The sequence below is a fragment of the Phyllobacterium brassicacearum genome, from assembly GCF_003010955.1.
GTDB lineage: Bacteria > Pseudomonadota > Alphaproteobacteria > Rhizobiales > Rhizobiaceae > Phyllobacterium > Phyllobacterium brassicacearum.
Genome location: NZ_PGGO01000006.1, coordinates 189,058 through 205,716, shown reverse-complemented (window position 1 = coordinate 205,716; position 16,659 = coordinate 189,058). Strand labels below are relative to the sequence as shown.

At 57.5% G+C, this 16,659-nt stretch carries 18 protein-coding genes; 7 read left to right on the top strand and 11 right to left on the bottom strand.

What is annotated here, in order from left to right:
• Positions 1-104: 104 nt before the first annotated feature.
• Positions 105-1,211 (bottom strand): histidinol-phosphate transaminase, encoded by a 1,107-nt coding sequence (gene hisC / locus CU102_RS10255; protein ID WP_106710986.1) that lies wholly within the window; start codon positions 1,209-1,211, stop codon positions 105-107.
• Positions 1,212-1,416: 205 nt separating this feature from the next.
• Between hisC and metX the strand changes: the two genes are divergently transcribed.
• Positions 1,417-2,604, top strand: coding sequence for a homoserine O-acetyltransferase MetX (gene metX / locus CU102_RS10245; RefSeq protein ID WP_106710984.1), 1,188 nt, complete (start codon positions 1,417-1,419; stop codon positions 2,602-2,604).
• Positions 2,601-3,215, top strand: a complete 615-nt coding sequence (gene metW, locus CU102_RS10240; RefSeq protein WP_106710983.1) for a methionine biosynthesis protein MetW — start codon at positions 2,601-2,603, stop codon at positions 3,213-3,215. Before metX ends, metW begins: the two co-directional genes overlap by 4 nt.
• Before the next feature lie 182 nt (positions 3,216-3,397).
• Here the strand turns inward: metW and CU102_RS10235 are convergent, their stop codons facing one another.
• Entirely contained in the window at positions 3,398-4,138 is a 741-nt protein-coding gene (locus tag CU102_RS10235; RefSeq protein ID WP_106711072.1) for a class I SAM-dependent methyltransferase, read from the bottom strand.
• Between the two features lie 107 nt (positions 4,139-4,245).
• Here CU102_RS10235 and gloB point away from each other — a divergent pair, with 107 nt between their 5' ends.
• Together gloB and CU102_RS10225 are read left to right on the top strand one after the other, a co-directional pair.
• Complete coding sequence (gloB, locus tag CU102_RS10230; protein ID WP_106711071.1) at positions 4,246-5,016, top strand: hydroxyacylglutathione hydrolase; 771 nt, start codon at positions 4,246-4,248, stop codon at positions 5,014-5,016.
• Positions 5,016-5,450: a cupin domain-containing protein gene (locus CU102_RS10225; RefSeq protein WP_106710982.1), complete on the top strand. Its 435-nt coding sequence runs from the start codon at positions 5,016-5,018 to the stop codon at positions 5,448-5,450. The genes gloB and CU102_RS10225 overlap by 1 nt, the downstream gene beginning before the upstream one ends.
• Here the strand turns inward: CU102_RS10225 and yddG are convergent.
• Both yddG and CU102_RS10215 read right to left on the bottom strand, forming a co-directional pair.
• A complete protein-coding gene (gene yddG, locus CU102_RS10220; RefSeq protein WP_106710981.1) occupies positions 5,447-6,307 on the bottom strand; it encodes an aromatic amino acid exporter YddG in 861 nt (286 codons plus the stop codon). The two genes, CU102_RS10225 and yddG, sit on opposite strands and share 4 nt — an antisense overlap.
• 51 nt (positions 6,308-6,358) lie before the next feature.
• Positions 6,359-7,153: a DUF3108 domain-containing protein gene (locus tag CU102_RS10215; protein WP_245425280.1), complete on the bottom strand. Its 795-nt coding sequence runs from the start codon at positions 7,151-7,153 to the stop codon at positions 6,359-6,361.
• Positions 7,154-7,423: 270 nt separating this feature from the next.
• Here CU102_RS10215 and rpmB point away from each other — a divergent pair, with 270 nt between their 5' ends.
• Together rpmB and CU102_RS10205 are read left to right on the top strand one after the other, a co-directional pair.
• Positions 7,424-7,723, top strand: a complete 300-nt coding sequence (gene rpmB, locus CU102_RS10210) for a 50S ribosomal protein L28 (RefSeq protein ID WP_099997886.1) — start codon at positions 7,424-7,426, stop codon at positions 7,721-7,723.
• A gap of 97 nt (positions 7,724-7,820) precedes the next feature.
• Entirely contained in the window at positions 7,821-8,471 is a 651-nt protein-coding gene (locus CU102_RS10205) for a VUT family protein (protein WP_106710979.1), read from the top strand.
• Here CU102_RS10205 and CU102_RS10200 read toward each other — a convergent pair.
• The 4 genes from CU102_RS10200 to CU102_RS10185 form a co-directional block, all read right to left on the bottom strand.
• Positions 8,444-9,460 carry an esterase-like activity of phytase family protein gene (locus tag CU102_RS10200; RefSeq protein ID WP_106710978.1) on the bottom strand — a complete coding sequence of 339 codons (1,017 nt, stop codon included), beginning with the start codon at positions 9,458-9,460 and terminating at the stop codon, positions 8,444-8,446. The two genes, CU102_RS10205 and CU102_RS10200, sit on opposite strands and share 28 nt — an antisense overlap.
• A 1-nt stretch (position 9,461) precedes the next feature.
• A complete protein-coding gene (cobT, locus tag CU102_RS10195) occupies positions 9,462-11,351 on the bottom strand; it encodes a cobaltochelatase subunit CobT (RefSeq protein WP_106710977.1) in 1,890 nt (629 codons plus the stop codon).
• 13 nt (positions 11,352-11,364) lie between these two features.
• A complete protein-coding gene (gene cobS / locus CU102_RS10190) occupies positions 11,365-12,351 on the bottom strand; it encodes a cobaltochelatase subunit CobS (RefSeq protein WP_106711070.1) in 987 nt (328 codons plus the stop codon).
• Positions 12,352-12,439: 88 nt separating this feature from the next.
• The gene (locus CU102_RS10185; protein ID WP_106710976.1) at positions 12,440-13,087 is read right to left on the bottom strand and encodes a J domain-containing protein; all 648 of its coding nucleotides are present in this window, start codon (positions 13,085-13,087) and stop codon (positions 12,440-12,442) included.
• A 133-nt stretch (positions 13,088-13,220) separates the two neighbouring features.
• Here CU102_RS10185 and CU102_RS10180 point away from each other — a divergent pair, with 133 nt between their 5' ends.
• A complete protein-coding gene (locus CU102_RS10180; protein ID WP_106710975.1) occupies positions 13,221-13,523 on the top strand; it encodes a BolA family protein in 303 nt (100 codons plus the stop codon).
• An 18-nt stretch (positions 13,524-13,541) separates the two neighbouring features.
• On the opposite strand, the gene CU102_RS10175 is transcribed toward CU102_RS10180, so the two are convergent.
• The 3 genes from CU102_RS10175 to CU102_RS10165 are packed head-to-tail and all read right to left on the bottom strand — an operon-like array spanning position 13,542 to position 16,578.
• A complete protein-coding gene (locus tag CU102_RS10175; RefSeq protein ID WP_106710974.1) occupies positions 13,542-14,831 on the bottom strand; it encodes an HlyC/CorC family transporter in 1,290 nt (429 codons plus the stop codon).
• Positions 14,828-15,961: a 3-dehydroquinate synthase gene (aroB, locus tag CU102_RS10170; protein ID WP_425351538.1), complete on the bottom strand. Its 1,134-nt coding sequence runs from the start codon at positions 15,959-15,961 to the stop codon at positions 14,828-14,830. Before aroB ends, CU102_RS10175 begins: the two co-directional genes overlap by 4 nt.
• Entirely contained in the window at positions 15,958-16,578 is a 621-nt protein-coding gene (locus CU102_RS10165; RefSeq protein WP_106710973.1) for a shikimate kinase, read from the bottom strand. The genes aroB and CU102_RS10165 overlap by 4 nt, the downstream gene beginning before the upstream one ends.
• Positions 16,579-16,659 lie beyond the last annotated feature (81 nt).

Here is a 16,659-nt window from a genome sequence, read left to right as displayed (position 1 = left end):
GCGGCGAAAATGGTGGCTTGCGAGCATCGGAGCACAGCGTACTTATGGGTACGTGAGCACCGGAGCACAGAAAAACACCATTTGCAGCCCGTCATGGCGCGAAGCTACTTCAGGAATTCGGAGAGTGCAGCAACTACGCCGCGATTGGCTTCTTCGGATCCGATGGTAAGGCGCAACGCGTTGGGAAATCCGTATCCCGCAACGCGGCGCAAAATATAGCCCTTGCTCGTAAGGTAGGCGTCCGCCTTTTCGGCCGATTTCGCCGCATTGTCCGGGAAGTGCACAAGCAGGAAGTTGCCGACCGATGGCGTCACGCGCAGACCGAGAGCGGTCAGCTGTTCGGTCAACCATGGCAGCCATTTCTCGTTGAAGGCGATTGCCTGATCGACATGCGCGCGGTCGCGGATCGCCGCGCTGCCTGCAACGATTGCCGCCGAGTTCATGTTGAACGGGCCGCGAATGCGGTTGACGGCATCGATGACGTGGTGAGGCGCGAACATCCAGCCGATGCGAAGTGCCGCAAGCCCGTGAATCTTGGAAAAGGTCCGGGTCATCACGACATTTTCGAAGGACGACACGAGTTCGACACCGGCTTCGTAGTCGTTGCGGCGCACATATTCCGCATAGGCGGCATCAAGCACCAGCAAGACGTTCTTCGGCAGGCTGGCATGCAGGCGGCGCACCTCTTCGAAAGGCAGGTACGTGCCCGTCGGATTGTTCGGATTGGCAAGGAATATGATCTTCGTGCGCGGCGTGACCGTGCTCAGGATGGAGTCCACCTCCGCCCGCTCGCTGTTTTCCTTGGCGACGACTGGCGTCGCTCCCGCAGCCATGATGTAGATTTTGTACACCATGAAGCCATGTTCAGTGTAGATAGCTTCGTCGCCGGGCGAGAGATAGGTCTGGCAGAGCAGACCAAGCAGCTCATCGGAACCATTGCCGCAGAGAATATTGTCGGCATTCAGTCCGTGCACATCGGCAATGGCCTTCTTCAGTGCACTTGCCTGGCCATCCGGATAGATCTCAAGCTTCCCGGCAGCCTCGCGATAGGCATCGATGGCGTGCTTGCTCGCGCCGAGCGGCGTTTCATTGGACGACAGCTTATGGACCTTTGCGACGCCCGGAGCATGCTCCTTGCCGGGGACATAGGGGGCTATGTCGAGTATGCCGGCTTTGGGCGTGGGTCGCATGTCTTTAACTGTCGTGGTCATGATTGATCCGTAACATCGTTCGATCGATGGTCATTTCGCTCGCAAAAGCAACCGTGCGGACATAGCCGCCAAAGCGGCCAATGTCGAGAACAAGTTGCTTCCTCTGGCTTAGCCGAGGCCAGAAACGCAAAGAAACCATTGACTTTGCCGTGGCTGCAACCATACCTAGCGCGCACCCAAATTGCTTAGCCCAAAATCCGGTGTGATGACCAAAGCCAGCCGATCAACGTCCAAAATCGATCAGAAGAGCCAGGAAGCAACAAATCCCCACAGCCCTGTGGTGGATTTTGGTGCCGACAAGCCGCTGCATCTCGATAGCGGTGTTTCGTTGTCGCCATTCCGCATTGCCTATCAGTCCTATGGCGAGCTCAACGCCGACAAGTCCAATGCGATCCTGATCTGCCATGCACTGACCGGCGACCAGCACGTGGCAAATGTGCATCCCGTCACCGGCAAGGCCGGCTGGTGGGAAACGCTCGTCGGCCCCGGCAAGCCTGTCGATACGGAGCGCTATTTCGTCCTATGCTCCAACGTACTCGGTGGATGCCTGGGTTCAACCGGCCCCGCCTCGATCAATCCCGAGACCGGCAAGGCCTATGCGCTTGACCTGCCCGTTATCACCATTGCCGACATGGTGCGCGCCCAGGCAATGCTCGTCGAGCATTTCGGCATCGAACAGCTCTTTGCTGTCATAGGCGGCTCCATGGGCGGCATGCAGGTGCTGGAATGGGCGTCGAGCCATTCGGACAAGGTGTTCGCTGCCGTTGCCATAGCAACCGGCGCGCGTCATTCCTCGCAGAACATCGCCTTCCACGAAGTTGGCCGCCAGGCGGTCATGGCCGACCCCGAGTGGAAGGAAGGCCTCTATCTTGAGGCGGGCACTGCGCCGCGCAAGGGCCTGTCGGTCGCTCGCATGGCCGCGCACATCACCTATCTCTCCGAGACCGCCTTGCACCGCAAATTCGGCCGCAACCTGCAAGACCGGCAGAATGTGACCTTCGGCTTCGACGCCGATTTCCAGATCGAAAGCTACCTGCGTTATCAGGGTATGAGTTTCGTCGAGCGCTTCGATCCCAATTCCTATCTCTACATGACCCGTGCCATGGATTATTTCGATCTGGCGGCCGAGCATGAAGGCAGGCTCGCCGATGCCTTCGCCGGATCGAAGACCCGCTTCTGCATCGTATCCTTCACCAGCGACTGGCTGTTCCCGACCAGCGAAAGCCGGACCGTCGCCCATGCCCTGAATGCGGCAGGCGCCTCGGTTTCCTTCGTCGAGATCGAATCCGATCGCGGCCATGATGCGTTCCTGCTCGACGAGCCGGAGATGTTCTCCGCCATCACCGGCTTCATCCGCTCGGCGGCCCGTGCCAAGGGGCTCATTCCCTCATGAGCGTCAATATTCATCCCCGCGTCGATTTCGATGTCATCGCCTCGTTGGTCAAACCCGGCTCGAAGGTGCTGGACGTTGGCTGCGGCGATGGCGAATTGCTGGAGCTCCTGCAGACGACGAAGGGTATTGACGGCCGCGGCGTCGAGCTCTCGCAAAAGGGCGTCAACGAATCCGTCGCTCGTGGCCTTTCGGTCATTCAGGGCGACGCCGACAGCGATCTCAAATATTACCCCGATGGCGGCTTTGATTATGTGATCCTGTCACAGACCTTGCAGGCCACCCGTAACCCGAAGAACGTCCTGACCGAGCTGCTGCGCATTGGCGAGAAGGCCATCGTCTCGTTTCCGAATTTCGGGCATTGGCGCGTCCGCGCGTCGCTCGCCATCAATGGACGCATGCCCGTGACCAAGGACCTGCCCTACAGCTGGTACGACACGCCGAACATCCACTTCTGCACCATTAGCGACTTTGTCGACATGACTAGGGAAGTCGGTGCCCAGGTGGAGACGGCCGTGGCGCTCAACGCGTTTGGTTCCCGGCTCGGCTTCAACATGCCGTGGGGATTCTGGAACCTGTTCGGACAGCAGGCTGTGTTCCTGCTCAAACGCTAGAGCAATTCCAGGAAAAGTGCGAAGCGGGTTTCCGTCCGGATTGCGGCAAAAACAAAAGTCAGGAGATCCTGAACTGGAATTGCACGAAACCATCCGGATTCCGTACGAACATCCGTGAATCCCGGACAATAATCCTCGATTCTGGTGCAGGAATTTCAACCAAGGCTAGAAATTTGGTTGTGCTAACGCGAACTAGCGCTCGCCGTACCTTGCGGCGAGAGCACCGGCACAAACACACGCCGTGACGAGCGCTTGGCCACCGGCAAGCCCTGGTAGATCCGTTTCTGCGCCTCGACGATCAGCACCCCCGAGAACATCGGCCAGAAGCGGCGGCCCATCCGTTCGAACAGACCGGAGGGGCGCATCATCCAGCGTCGCGAGGATGGCGGGAAGAACAGCGCTTCGCCCCAAGGGCCGGGGGTGAAGTTGGCTTCGCGCAGCAGTCTCGTTAGCTGCCCCCGGCTATAGGGTCGGCCGCTGCCGAACGGTGTGTGTTCGAAGCGTGCCCAAAGTCCCCGGCGGTTGGGCACGACGATGACCAGCCGGCCGTTGGGAGCAAGCACCCGCCACATTTCCTTCAACGTTTCGCGCGGATCTTCTGCGTGTTCCAGCGCATGAACCATGAGCACCCTGTCGACGGCCGAGTCCGGCAAAGGCAAATCTTCTTCGAAAATCAACGCTGTAGCAGATGGTTCCGCCGGCGGCCAACTGACAGCACCCTGCCCGGCCGGCATGAATGCGAAGGTCCGTTCGGTATCGCCGCGAAACCGGTCGAGATAGGGAACGGCATAGCCAAGGCCCACCAGACGCTCGCCCGGCAGCTTCGGCCATATCGGCGACAACGCCATGGTAATTGTGCGCTCGGTCAGATGACCAAGAGTGGAAGCGTAGAAGGTACGAAGATCGATGATGTCGAGATGCATGCCGCAAGGTAACATGACAAACAGGAACATCAAGAAATGGCTGGAACCGGGTTGCGCCTGCCATAAGGCGGACTATCCTGACATTCGCAAGCATAAAGAGAATGACCATGTCCAATCTTCAAATCGAACAATTTACCGCCCGAACCGACAATTTCGGCGTGTTGATCCACGATCCCGAAGCCAATTTGACCGCATCCATCGATGCTCCGGAAGAACAACCGATTCTCGCAGCGCTCAAGCGGCGCGGTTGGAACCTGACGCATATCTTCACGACTCATCACCACGGCGATCACATTGAGGCCAATATTGCACTGAAGAAGCGTTTCGGCGTTCAGATCATCGGCCCTCAGGACGAGCGGTCACAGATACCGGGGATTGATCGTGCTGTTAGCCATGGCGAACGGTTTCAGTTCGGCAATTTCAGCGTGGATGTCATTTCGACCCCGGGTCACACCGCTGGAGAAATATCGTTCCATATTCCCGCGGCAAAGGTCGCCTTTACCGGCGATACTCTGTTTTCGCTGGGATGTGGCCGTATCTTTGAGGGAACACCAGTGATGATGTTCAGATCGCTGCAACGGCTCCTTGCCCTGCCGGGGGATACTGAAATCTACTGCGGCCACGAATATAGCGAGAGCAACGCCCGGTTTGCCTTGACGATCGATCCGGAAAATTCAGCGCTCAAGGAACGCGCCCGCGAGATAACGGCGCTGCGCGAGGCTGGCCTCCCGACCCTGCCGACAACGCTCCTGCGCGAGATGGCGACAAACCCTTTCCTTCGCTGGCACGATCCCTCGATCCGCAAGAACCTCAATATGGAAAAGGCCAGCGATGAGGCGGTGTTCGCCGAAATCCGCAAACGCAAGGACAACTTCTGATGACGCTGACCGCAGACGAAATCCGGCGGCACCTTGGCCTTGAGCCCCATCCCGAAGGCGGTTCCTATATCCAGACGTTCCGCGATAACCAAAGCGATTGGCCAGAAGGCGGGCGCGGCCATTCAACAGCCATCTATTTCCTTCTGGAAAGGGGTGAAGTATCAGCCTGGCACCGCGTAAAGGATGCCGCTGAAGTCTGGCATTGGTACGGCGGTGCACCCCTGCTTCTGACCATCGCTTCTGAAAGCTCGCCACGCGAAACGCACAAGCTCGGCCTTGATCTTGCGGCCGGAGAGCGCCCGCAAGCCATTGTGCCAGCGGGACAATGGCAGACTGCGACGACGCTCGGCGACTGGACGCTCGTGGGTTGTACGGTCGCGCCGGGCTTTGATTTTGCCCAGTTTGAACTGGCTCAGCCGGGGTGGGAGCCCTAACGACGCTTCAGCAGCATGTCCTTGGCGGCGAGAACCGCGCCGAGCGTGATCAGCAGGCAGGCAAGCATTACCCGTGCCGTCGGCTCGGTGACACCGGCGATGATCAGCACAAGCGTCGACAACAGTGGGGCTGCATAGCTTGAAGCGCCTAAAACCTGAATATTGCCGTGCTTGACACCATAGTCCCAGACATAGAAGGCCGCACCGACTGGAAAGAGTCCCAGCCCCAGGACCGCGAGCCACTGGATGATGCCTTCCGGCCAGACCGTTTGCTCCAGCAACAAGTGCGAAATCAGCGAAAGGATTGAAGTCACAGCACAAAAGCCCGTGACCGCATCAGTGGGCACATGGGCAAAACGCCGCGACAGAAGCGAGTAAGCGGCCCAGCTTATCGCGCAGAGCCCAGCCATCGCATAGCCGAAGGAGTACTGGGAATCGAAGCCGACGCCGCCGCTCTTGGTGATGATCAGCACTGTTCCAGATAGCCCGAGCAGTGTCCCCACAATATGGAACCAGCGAAGATGTTCGCCGGGCATCAGTGCCGAGCCGACGACGATGAACAGCGGCCAGAGATAGGCGATCAGGCTGGCATCGACGGCTGGAGCGTTACGCAGCGCGGTAAAATAAAGAAAATGGTAGCCAAAAAGCCCGACAACACCGAGCAACCAGACCCTCGCCGGCTGGCGCAAATGCCGCGCAGCGCCCGGCCGCCAAAGCCACGAGACCAGCCCGAGGCTCGCGCCAATTGCGAACGTCATGGCTGTCAACTGAAATGGCGGAACCTTCCCCGAAACATCGGTGAAAAGCGCGAGCATCGCCCACATGATGATCGCAAGAAACCCGACAAATGTAGCCACGCCACTGTCCCCGGTTCGAAAGCCGCCGCCCCGCAAGCAGGTATGGGCCGCCTATTGTACTTTTTCGAAACGGGTCGCGTAGACAGTCACCGTACCGATCTGCGTGCCGACCTTTGCCAGCACAGGCGAATAGATAGCGGAGTCGCCAAGCGATGCAAAGGTGAGACTGATCTGGCTCGAATTTTTCAGATATTCGATGGCTTTTCGCCCGGATTGGTAACCGGCAATCGGGACAAATTTGGCGGAGCAGGTGATCGCGTTACCTTTGAATCCTTTGGTGGCGAAGGGTTGCGCCTTGCCGGAGGGTGAAAGTTTCAGGTCGACCCTCGTCTGTCCGTCATAGAGATGCAGCGTCTTTCCGCAGACGTGATCCGGGCTGTCTGCGGACACCATCACGCCAGAGATGGGATCGGCAACAGACAGAAGATCGGCGGTCGAGAGTTCGACCCAGTTCTTCTTCTTTCTAATGGGCGGAACGTTGGTTGTATTGGTCACATTGCCATTGGCAAAGGTAATGGACGTACTCTTGTTGCGATTGCCATGCCTGTATTTGACCACGTAGGAATTCGGAACTGGCCCGCTGTTGGCGAACTGACCGCTCACGTCAAGCTTGCCATCGGTGTCGTCAAACAGGCTGGCAAGTCCGGAACTCGCAAGTGTGCCGGTTACCCGATATGAGCCATCGGTTACCTTCGTTGAAAAACTCGCCTTGGCGATCGACAGGCCATACAGCGAAATCCGATAATCAGTCTGATAGGATTGCGCCGCCTGAGCGGGCAGCGCCGCCATCAGAAGAGGTATCGCAAACGACATCGCCAAGGATGTTCGACTGGCTCTCGCCTTCATTTTAATCATTCCCGTCCAGTGCGTCCCTGCTGTTAATTTTCGACTGCACAAAGCAGGCAAAGTTGTGATTAACATAGGAATGCTGGAGTGATTACGCAAAACCCATGCCAAACTTCGTAGAAGCGCACTTGACGCGCGCAGCTCATATCACTATAGAAACGCGACTTCCCAATAGGCCGCCTGTCCGATAAGCGCGCCGCTGCACGGCGACGTGCGATGGTAACAAGAAACATTCGGGCTATAGGTAATGAAATTTGAAGGTGAGACCCAATGTCCCGCACATGTGAATTGACCGCTAAATCGGTACAGTACGGTAACAATGTGAGCCACGCGAACAACAGAACGCGCCGCCGCTTTTTGCCGAACCTCTGCCACGTTACGCTGATCTCTGAAGCTCTCGGTCAGAGCTTCCGCCTGCGCGTTTCGGCTCATGCCCTGCGCAGCGTCGAGCATCGCGGTGGTCTGGACGCGTTCCTGGTTAAGGCTGACGAGAAGGAGCTGTCGCAGCGCGCTCGCCTCCTGAAGCGCCAGATTGCCAAGAAGCTCCTTGAGGCGCCGGTTGCTGCTTAATTAGCAGTCGCGTTATATTGTGATTAAATGAGGCCAGCTTCTGCTGGCCTTGTTTTTGATTCAACCGGCTGCTGGTTCCATTACCCAGGATAAAAAAATGTCGCTCAAAAGCGCCTACTCCCCGTCAGACTTCATTCTCCCTGTCCTCGCCATGTGCGCGGTCGTTGCTGCATCCAATATCCTGGTGCAGTATCCTTTCGGTCACTTCGGATTGGGCGAGATACTTACCTACGGCGCCTTCACTTACCCCATCGCCTTCCTCGTCAATGATCTCGCCAACCGCACCTACGGTCCGGCCTTTGCGCGCAAGGTCGTCTATGTCGGGTTCACGATCGCGGTGATCCTGTCGGTCTGGCTGGCAACCCCGCGCATTGCGATTGCGTCGGGCACCGCCTTTCTGACAGCCCAGCTTCTTGACATCACTGTGTTCAACAAGTTGCGGCAGTTGACCTGGTGGAAGGCGCCGTTCGCCTCCGCCATTTTCGGTTCGCTGCTCGATACGCTGCTGTTTTTTTCGATCGCCTTTGCTGCACAGTTCGCATGGATCGATGCTGCAACTGGCCAGGCGGACTCATCGCTCGCCATGCTTGTTCCGTTCTTCGGCAGCGAGATTCCATTGTGGATGTCACTCGGCTTCGGCGACCTGATGGTCAAGTTGGTCATGGCGATCGTGATGCTGGTGCCTTACGGAGCAATACTCGCCATCTTTGCGCCAGCCATCTATTCGGCCAGCCGGAATTCCAGATAAAGATTTCTCTGGACGATCGAATGATTGTCGTCCGACACCATTGAGAGACGGGTGCTCCCGTCCTCCGCCTGCCAGACATCCAATCCTTCCATGTTGTCAATCTGATCGCGCATATCCGCGCCCAGGATGATCAGGCCATCAACCGTTGCGCCGGGCGTGATCGTGTCTGCTGCAATGCGGCGAATGCGCAAAGTCACGCCGCTGGACATGCTGAACCGTCGCTCCAGCAACAGCAGATCCCCATCAGGCAGGAAGTCCCCATCGCTGATATCGAAATCATCGAGCCGCTTGACGTAGAAGATGCCCTCTCGCGGCCCCTCGAGCACAGCTGCGAATACGTCGCCCGCCTCGTTGATGCTCTTCTCGGTCACCGCAACGCGTGCCCCCTGAAGCGGACTGGAGGCCGGAGCATAAGCGATCGTTTCGATGCCGCGATTGTTGCGAAGCTCATTCTTCGGTATCGGCAAGGGCAGATATTTCGGCTTCGATACAAAGTTGTTGGGGTCCAGCGCAAACTCGGCAATGCGATGGACGCGTTCGAATGACATTGTGACGATCTGGCCGGATACGCTCATGCCCTCCGCGTCGGAGTTCCACTTCCCCTCGACCGGCATGCCCTCTTCGCTCTGGATTGGCGCCATTCGGAACTCATCGATCGAAGCGGGTCTGCCCCGCGAATCGCGAACCATTTTGCCGGCATACCAGAGGCCGGTATCGGTAATGCCGAGAAATGCTTGTCCACGATCCAGATAGCGGAACGCGGAAAGTCCGCTGAATTCAGGATTGGTGGAGGTCATTTCAAGACCGCCGACAAACTCCAGCGTCCCGAAGCGGGTTTCCGATGACCCAATGCGGAAACTCGAAATGGTCCGCGAGGTGACAACAACCCGAGCAACACCGCCCTCCTCTGCCGAGGACGGTGCAACAAGAAGCAACGGAACGGTTAAAAACAGCGGAGCGCGCCGAAAAAGCCGCGCGATCCAGCCCATACTATCGCATCCGTGCAAATTTTGCCGGAGATCCGCGCTCCTGCTCTTCGAAAAGCGAGGCCAGTTGCTCGGTCATGGCACCGGCAAGCTCCTCGGCATCGACGATCGTAACGGCGCGGCGATAATAGCGTGTCACATCGTGGCCAATGCCAATCGCGATCAGTTCGACCGGCGAGCGGGTTTCGATCTCTTCGATCACCGCGCGTAAGTGCCTTTCAAGATAGTTCCCAGGATTGACCGAAAGCGTGGAATCGTCGACGGGCGCGCCATCCGAAATCATCATCAGGATGCGGCGCTGTTCAGGTCGGCCAAGCAGGCGCTGATGCGCCCAGATCAGCGCCTCACCGTCAATGTTCTCTTTCAGGAGACCCTCGCGCATCATCAAGCCGAGATTGCGCCGCGAACGGCGCCACGGGGCATCCGCGCGCTTGTAAACAATGTGGCGCAGATCGTTGAGGCGGCCCGGGTTGGTTGGCTTGCCGCGCTCAAGCCACGCTTCGCGCGCTTGGCCTCCCTTCCACGCCTTTGTGGTGAAGCCGAGAATTTCAACCTTCACGCCGCACCGTTCCAGCGTTCGCGCCAGAATATCCGCGCACGTGGCGGCAACGGTGATCGGACGCCCGCGCATCGAGCCGGAATTATCAATAAGGAGCGTTACAACCGTATCGCGGAAATCCGTGTCGCGTTCCTGTTTGTAGGAAAGCGGCTGCGTCGGGTCGATCACGATGCGAACGAGCCGCGCGGAATCGAGGTAACCTTCTTCCAGATCGAAATCCCACGAGCGGTTCTGTTGGGCCATCAGCCGGCGCTGCAACCTGTTTGCCAGACGCCCGACCACGCCGGAAAGATTGGCGAGCTGCTTGTCGAGGAACGCGCGCAGGCGCTCAAGTTCCGCTTCGTCGCAGAGCTCTTCCGCATCCGTCGTCTCGTCGAACTCCTGGGTGAAGATTTTGTATCCGCTCTCGCTGCCCAGATTCGAGAAAGGCGGATTTGGCCGGCGGGCCTCACCCGGGACTTCGGCATCGGCATCCGAATCATCGTCCATATCGTCGGACGAGGCGTCTGTCGCTTCGGTCTCACCGGCCTGGCTTTCGTCACTGGATGCGTCGGACTCGTCATTCTCAGACGAATCGCTGCCCTGATCTTCCTCCGAGCCGCCTTCATTGTTCTCTTCGGGTTCAGGCGCGTCCTCATTGTCCTGGCTGTCGTCCTGCTCGCTTTCCTGGGAAAGCTCCTCGGCCATCTCCATCGAGGCCAGCATTTCGCGCACAACACGGGCGAATGCGTTCTGATCATTGATCTTGTCAACGAGGTGATCGAGATCGGTCGCGGCCTTTTCCTCGATCCAATCGCGCCACAGATCAAGCACATTGCCGGCCGATTCAGGCGCAGTGCGGCCCGTCAGCTTCTCACGAACAAGCAGTGCAATCGCCTCTTCGAGTGGCGCTTCGGCCTTATCGGTGATTGCCGGGAAGTTCGCGCGCGCATATTTGTCGCTAAGCATCGACGTCAGATTCTGCGCCACACCGTCCATGCGCAGTGCGCCGATTGCTTCGACACGGGCCTGCTCGACAGCATCGAAGATTGCTCGTGCCTGTTTGCCATCCGGTGCAAGGGTGGCATGGATGCGATCATTATGGCAGGCCTTGCGCAGCGCCATCGAATCGCCAAGGCCGCGGGTAATCGCAATATCATTGGCAGATGGACGCTTGGGCAAATCAGGAAGACGGGCGCGGTGACCGGTCAGCGCCGGCTTGTCATTGCCAAAGCCGACTTCCATCTCATGGTCGCCCGCGATCGCACGCATGCACGCCGTGACAGCGCGCTTGAACGGCTCGGAATCAACCGGGCCTTTCGGATTTGCACGTGAATTGTCTCCCGGACCTGCCATTTTTGGGTAATGCTCAGCTTATGACCACATTGGCCGTTGATTCAGGCAGTTCCTTGCCAAAGGCGCGCTGGTAGAATTCCGCAACGATCGGGCGCTCCAGTTCATCACACTTGTTGAGGAAGGTCAGGCGGAAGGCAAAACCGACATCTTTGAAGATATCGGCATTCTCAGCCCAGGTGATAACCGTACGCGGGCTCATGACGGTCGACAGGTCACCATTGATGAATGCAGAACGGGTCATGTCGGCGACGCGGACCATCTTGGAGATGATCTCCTTGCCTTCCTTGTTCTGGTAGTGTTTGGCTTTCGCCGCAACGATCGCCGCCTCATTGTCATGCGGCAAATAATTGAGCGTCGTCACGATGGACCAGCGGTCCATCTGCGCCTGGTTGATCTGCTGCGTGCCGTGATAAAGGCCGGTTGTGTCGCCGAGGCCCACGGTGTTTGCGGTGGCAAACAGACGGAAAGCTGGGTGGGGGCGAATGACGCGGCTCTGATCGAGCAATGTGAGTCGGCCGGATGATTCGAGCACGCGCTGGATCACAAACATCACGTCCGGACGGCCGGCATCGTACTCATCAAATACCAGAGCGACGTTGTGCTGATAGGCCCATGGCAGGATTCCATCACGGAACTCCGTGATCTGCATGCCTTCCTTGACGACGATCGCATCCTTGCCGACGAGATCGATACGGCTGACGTGGCTGTCGAGATTGACGCGTACGCAGGGCCAATTGAGGCGCGCGGCTACCTGCTCGATGTGGGTTGATTTGCCGGTACCGTGATAGCCGGAAACCATGACGCGGCGGTTGTAGGCAAAGCCGGCGAGAATGGCGAGCGTCGTCTGTTTGTCGAACAGGTAGTCGGTATCGATTTCCGGCACGTAAGCATCACCAGCCTTGTAGGCCGGGACCATCATGTCGGATTCAAAACCAAAAAGCTTTGCAACTGAAACCGTTGTATCGGGCAAATTCGCAATATCGCGATCAACCTTATTCATCATGCCTCCAGCGCGACTGCACGCGCAGACGCATAAAGATAGTCACAGTCTTGAAACCCCATGGGTCCCGAATTCGGCTCAACCGTGGTTAGCAGAAACCTGCCTGTTTGAGCAATTGATAGGCCTGGATTACGTCACGGAAACGATCCTCGGAAGCCCGGTCACCGCCGTTTGCATCGGGATGGTGGCGCTTCACCAGCTCTTTATAACGCGACTTGATATCTTCGCCACTGGCTTTTGCGCCAAGTCCAAGCGTATCCAGCGCTTTTGCTTCCAAGGGTTTGGGCTTGCGAACATGCACCCTCGCCTCGTTGAACACACTGTTGGGATCGCGAAATCTGTTCTGATAAGCCGCTCGGCCCGAACGCAGACGTGAAAAATCGGCCGATGCTTTCGATCCTCCTGAGGATGCTGCCTGGGTGCTGGCGCCAGCGCCGCTTCCCGGCAGGCCGGCAATGGTCCAGGTCGGGCGGTCCCCCGTAAGCGCCTCTTTCTGATATCGAGCGACTTCGGCATCGGACAGACCAGAGAAATAATTATAGCCTTTGTTGTATTCACGCACATGGTCGATGCAGAAGTGGAAAAACTCTCCTTCCTTCATGCGGCCTACGGGAGCACGATGCGGGCCAGGCTTGTCACAGCCGTCCCACTGGCACACGGGTGTGCGCGATTTTTCCTCCTCGGCCTTTTTTGGCCGGATGCGGATGCTGTCAAAATATTTCGAATTTGAGGTCATCGAGTCAAAGTATCTTAGCTTAGCATGAATTGACATTTACCCATGGATCGACCTAACGCCTGCAATGGCGGTAAATTTGTGATCATGTACGGATTTGCCAAGTGAAACTACCATATGGGCGCAGGAGAACGAAATGTCCACTCAGTCAGCAATCGAAAACAAACTGACGCAGGCTTTTCATCCGGTTTCTTTGGCAGTCATCAATGAAAGCCACCTCCACGCTGGTCACCATCATTCAGACGGCGATCATCATGGCACATTTGACGGGTCAGGCGAAACGCATTTTCGCGTGCGTATTGTCGCGGAGGCCTTTGCCGGTATGTCGCGTGTCGCACGGCATCGCGCCATCAATGAAGTGCTGGAGGAAGAATTGAAAGGACCAGTTCACGCTCTGGCTCTGGAACCGGCTGCTCCCGGCGAGGCGACACGAGGCTAAAAGCCATTCCAAGCAAAATCAGGCGGGCTTTGCCTTGTCATCATCCTCAAGGGTGCGGATCCGAAGCCGCGTAATGCGATTCTTTTCACGCCGGAGGATCGTGAAACGCTTGCCGTGGAAAGTGAAAGCCTGCTTCTCCTTCGGGATGCTCTGTGTTTCGTGAATGACGAGGCCGGCAATTGTGGTTGCTTCCGCATCCGGCAGATGCCAGTCGAGTGCGCGATTGAGATCCCGAATGGGCACCGATCCATCGACCAGGACTGACCCGTCGGGCTGCGGACGACAGCCCTGCACGTCGATATCGTGCTCATCGGCAATCTCGCCGACGATCTCCTCCAGAATATCTTCCAGCGTGATCAGGCCCTGCACATCGCCATACTCATCGACGACGATTGCAATGTGTGCCTTGCGCCGCAGGAATGCATTGAGCTGGTCCTGAAGTGTGGTGGTATCGGGTACGAACCAGGGTTTCGTCGCGACCTTCATGATGTTGATCTTGGCGAAATCCCGATCTGCGTCCCGGATTGCCCGCACCAGATCCTTCGCATGCACCACGCCGACAATGTTATCGTTTGCATCCTTCCATACCGGGATGCGCGTGTGATGGCTGGCCAGTATCTCGCCAATGACAGTTTCGATCGGATCATCCGCGTTAACCGAATCCATATCGGTCCGGTGGATCATGACGTCATAAACCTCAAGCTCCCGGAGATCGAGCAACCCGCCGATCTGGTCCCGGTCGCGCTTAACAACTGACCCTTCCTTGTGCAGCAGATCAACCGCGCCGCGTAGCTCCTCCTGCGCCGACAGCATGGATGCTCCGGCAGCCAGATTAATGCCAAAAATCGCCAAGATCTTTCGCACAATCCAATTGACGAGGTCGGATAGGTTTCCGAACAGAAAGACTGCTATCTGGGCGAACCGGACAAGCGCGAGTGCGTTGCGATCCGGACTGGAGATAGCCCACGATTTGGGCAGGACTTCTGCAAAAATGACGAGCAACACCGTCATAATCGCAGTTGCATACGCAACGCCTGCCTGGCCGAAGAGGGCCAGCAGCATGCTGGTCGTCAGGGATGACGCCAGAATGTTGATGAGGTTGTTGCCTATCAGCATCACGCTGATAAGCCGGTCACGTTTTTCAATCAGTGTTTCGACCACGGCCGCCCGATCGTCCCCGCGCTTGGAGAGGCGGTGCATCCGGGCACGTGACACAGCGGTCAAGGCAGTTTCAGATCCCGAAAACAGAGCAGACATCAGGATCAGAACGAATATGATTCCGCAAAAGATCCAGATTTCGGCACTCATTTTGGATGTCTCTCCTGCAAGAAGCTCAATACGGCGGATGGCGGCACATCTTTTGCGATAAAGGACTGACCGATCCCGCGCGTCAGGATAAAGGTCAGCGCCCCGCGCGCCACCTTCTTGTCCTGAGCAATATAGCCCATCAGCGTTGACGCCGATGGCAAATCGCCCGGAATATCGGCGATCGATACAGGAAGTCCAACACTGCGCAGATGCGCTTCGACACGCTTCGCATCGTCGGGGCTCGCCAAATTCATCTTGGCGGAAAATTGGTGGGCAAGGACCATGCCGATGGCAACGCCCTCACCGTGGACGAGCCGCGCCGAGTCATAGTTTGTGGCGGTCTCCAAAGCATGGCCAAATGTATGGCCGAGATTGAGAAGTGCGCGGTCTCCCGTCTCCCGCTCATCTCTGGCGACAACGTCCGCTTTGGCCTGGCATGAAATCGCGATCGCTTCGGTCCGCTCCCGTCCTCCGTCGAAGATGCCTTGCCAGTTTTTCTCCAGCCACGAAAAGAAATCCGGCCGGTCGATCAGGCCATATTTGGCGACCTCGGCATAGCCAGCGCGAAATTCGCGCGGCGAAAGCGTATCAAGCACTTGTGTATCGGCCAGCACCAGTTGCGGTTGATAGAACACGCCCACGAGGTTTTTACCGTGCGCCGTGTTGATCCCGGTCTTTCCACCGACGGATGAATCGACCTGTGCGAGCAGAGATGTCGGCATCTGGATGAATCCCATGCCGCGGCGCGCGATCCCTGCAGCGAACCCTGCGAGGTCTCCAATGACTCCACCGCCGAACGCGATGACGACATCGCCGCGCTCCAACCTGGCCGACAAAATCGCATTGGTCACAATTTCCAGCGTCGCAAATCCCTTTGATTTCTCGCCGGGTGCCACAATGATCGGCGTAGAGTCGATACCTGCATCGCTGAGGCTTTGGCTAAGGCGATCAAGATGCAAGCGAGCGACCGTTTCGTCGGTGACGATAGCCACCCGGACAGACTTGGCACGGCTGGCGATCTCGCGCCCGGCCTGGTCGATCAAACCTGCTCCGATCAGGATGTCATAGGAACGGTCACCGAGCTTGACAGGAACAGTGGTTATCGCTTTCGGGGCTGTCATGTCGGTCATGAACCGGTTTCCTCATTGGTCACGGCGATGCCATCCAGATGATGGGCAATAGCCTGCATCGCTTCGAAGGCGATGACTTCCTTCTTTTCTTCGCGGGAGTTTATGGTGAGGTCGGCAAGCGCATAGACAGGATGGCGCTCTGTCATTAGGCGCTCCATCACACCCCGCGGATTGTCGTTCTTCAAAAGCGGTCTGTTCTGCTTGCGAACGACACGTCCCATCAGAACGTCGAGCTCCGCTTTCAGCCAGAGCGAAACCCCTTCAGAAGCAATCGTCCGGCGGGTTTGATCGTTCATATATGCTCCGCCACCGGTCGCCAGCACAATTGGCCCGTCTTCCAGCATCCGCGCGATCACCCGCCGCTCGAGATCGCGAAATTCCGCCTCACCGTAGGCTTCAAAGAGTTCCGGGATCGTCATGGTCGAGACTTTTTCGATCTCGTGATCCGCGTCGAAGAATGGCAATTCAATCAGCGTGGCCAGCTTTTTGCCGACCGTGGACTTGCCCGCGCCCATCAATCCGACAAGCACGATTGACTTATGTCCAAGGCGCTCGCGAATGGATTTTGCTATCTCCGGTATCTGGGATGCCCCAGGAATGTCTTCAACGGTGTTCATGACTGCGTTTCGACAGGAAAACCGTGCTGTCGTCAAGCAAACTATAGCTTTAGATGCCCTCCTGCGAGCTTCATCAAATCA

Coding starts and splice junctions, on each gene's coding strand:
- CU102_RS10225 (WP_106710982.1), top strand. CDS start 5,016: ATGACGCTGACCGCAGACGAAATCCGGCGGCACCTTGGCCTTGAGCCC.
- cobS (WP_106711070.1), bottom strand. CDS start 12,351: ATGAATAAGGTTGATCGCGATATTGCGAATTTGCCCGATACAACGGTT.
- cobT (WP_106710977.1), bottom strand. CDS start 11,351: ATGGCAGGTCCGGGAGACAATTCACGTGCAAATCCGAAAGGCCCGGTT.
- CU102_RS10235 (WP_106711072.1), bottom strand. CDS start 4,138: ATGCATCTCGACATCATCGATCTTCGTACCTTCTACGCTTCCACTCTT.
- hisC (WP_106710986.1), bottom strand. CDS start 1,211: ATGACCACGACAGTTAAAGACATGCGACCCACGCCCAAAGCCGGCATA.
- metX (WP_106710984.1), top strand. CDS start 1,417: ATGACCAAAGCCAGCCGATCAACGTCCAAAATCGATCAGAAGAGCCAG.
- CU102_RS10215 (WP_245425280.1), bottom strand. CDS start 7,153: ATGAAGGCGAGAGCCAGTCGAACATCCTTGGCGATGTCGTTTGCGATA.
- CU102_RS10200 (WP_106710978.1), bottom strand. CDS start 9,460: ATGGGCTGGATCGCGCGGCTTTTTCGGCGCGCTCCGCTGTTTTTAACC.
- rpmB (WP_099997886.1), top strand. CDS start 7,424: ATGTCCCGCACATGTGAATTGACCGCTAAATCGGTACAGTACGGTAAC.
- CU102_RS10180 (WP_106710975.1), top strand. CDS start 13,221: ATGTCCACTCAGTCAGCAATCGAAAACAAACTGACGCAGGCTTTTCAT.
- aroB (WP_425351538.1), bottom strand. CDS start 15,961: ATGACCGACATGACAGCCCCGAAAGCGATAACCACTGTTCCTGTCAAG.
- CU102_RS10205 (WP_106710979.1), top strand. CDS start 7,821: ATGTCGCTCAAAAGCGCCTACTCCCCGTCAGACTTCATTCTCCCTGTC.
- gloB (WP_106711071.1), top strand. CDS start 4,246: ATGTCCAATCTTCAAATCGAACAATTTACCGCCCGAACCGACAATTTC.
- CU102_RS10185 (WP_106710976.1), bottom strand. CDS start 13,087: ATGACCTCAAATTCGAAATATTTTGACAGCATCCGCATCCGGCCAAAA.
- CU102_RS10175 (WP_106710974.1), bottom strand. CDS start 14,831: ATGAGTGCCGAAATCTGGATCTTTTGCGGAATCATATTCGTTCTGATC.
- CU102_RS10165 (WP_106710973.1), bottom strand. CDS start 16,578: ATGAACACCGTTGAAGACATTCCTGGGGCATCCCAGATACCGGAGATA.
- metW (WP_106710983.1), top strand. CDS start 2,601: ATGAGCGTCAATATTCATCCCCGCGTCGATTTCGATGTCATCGCCTCG.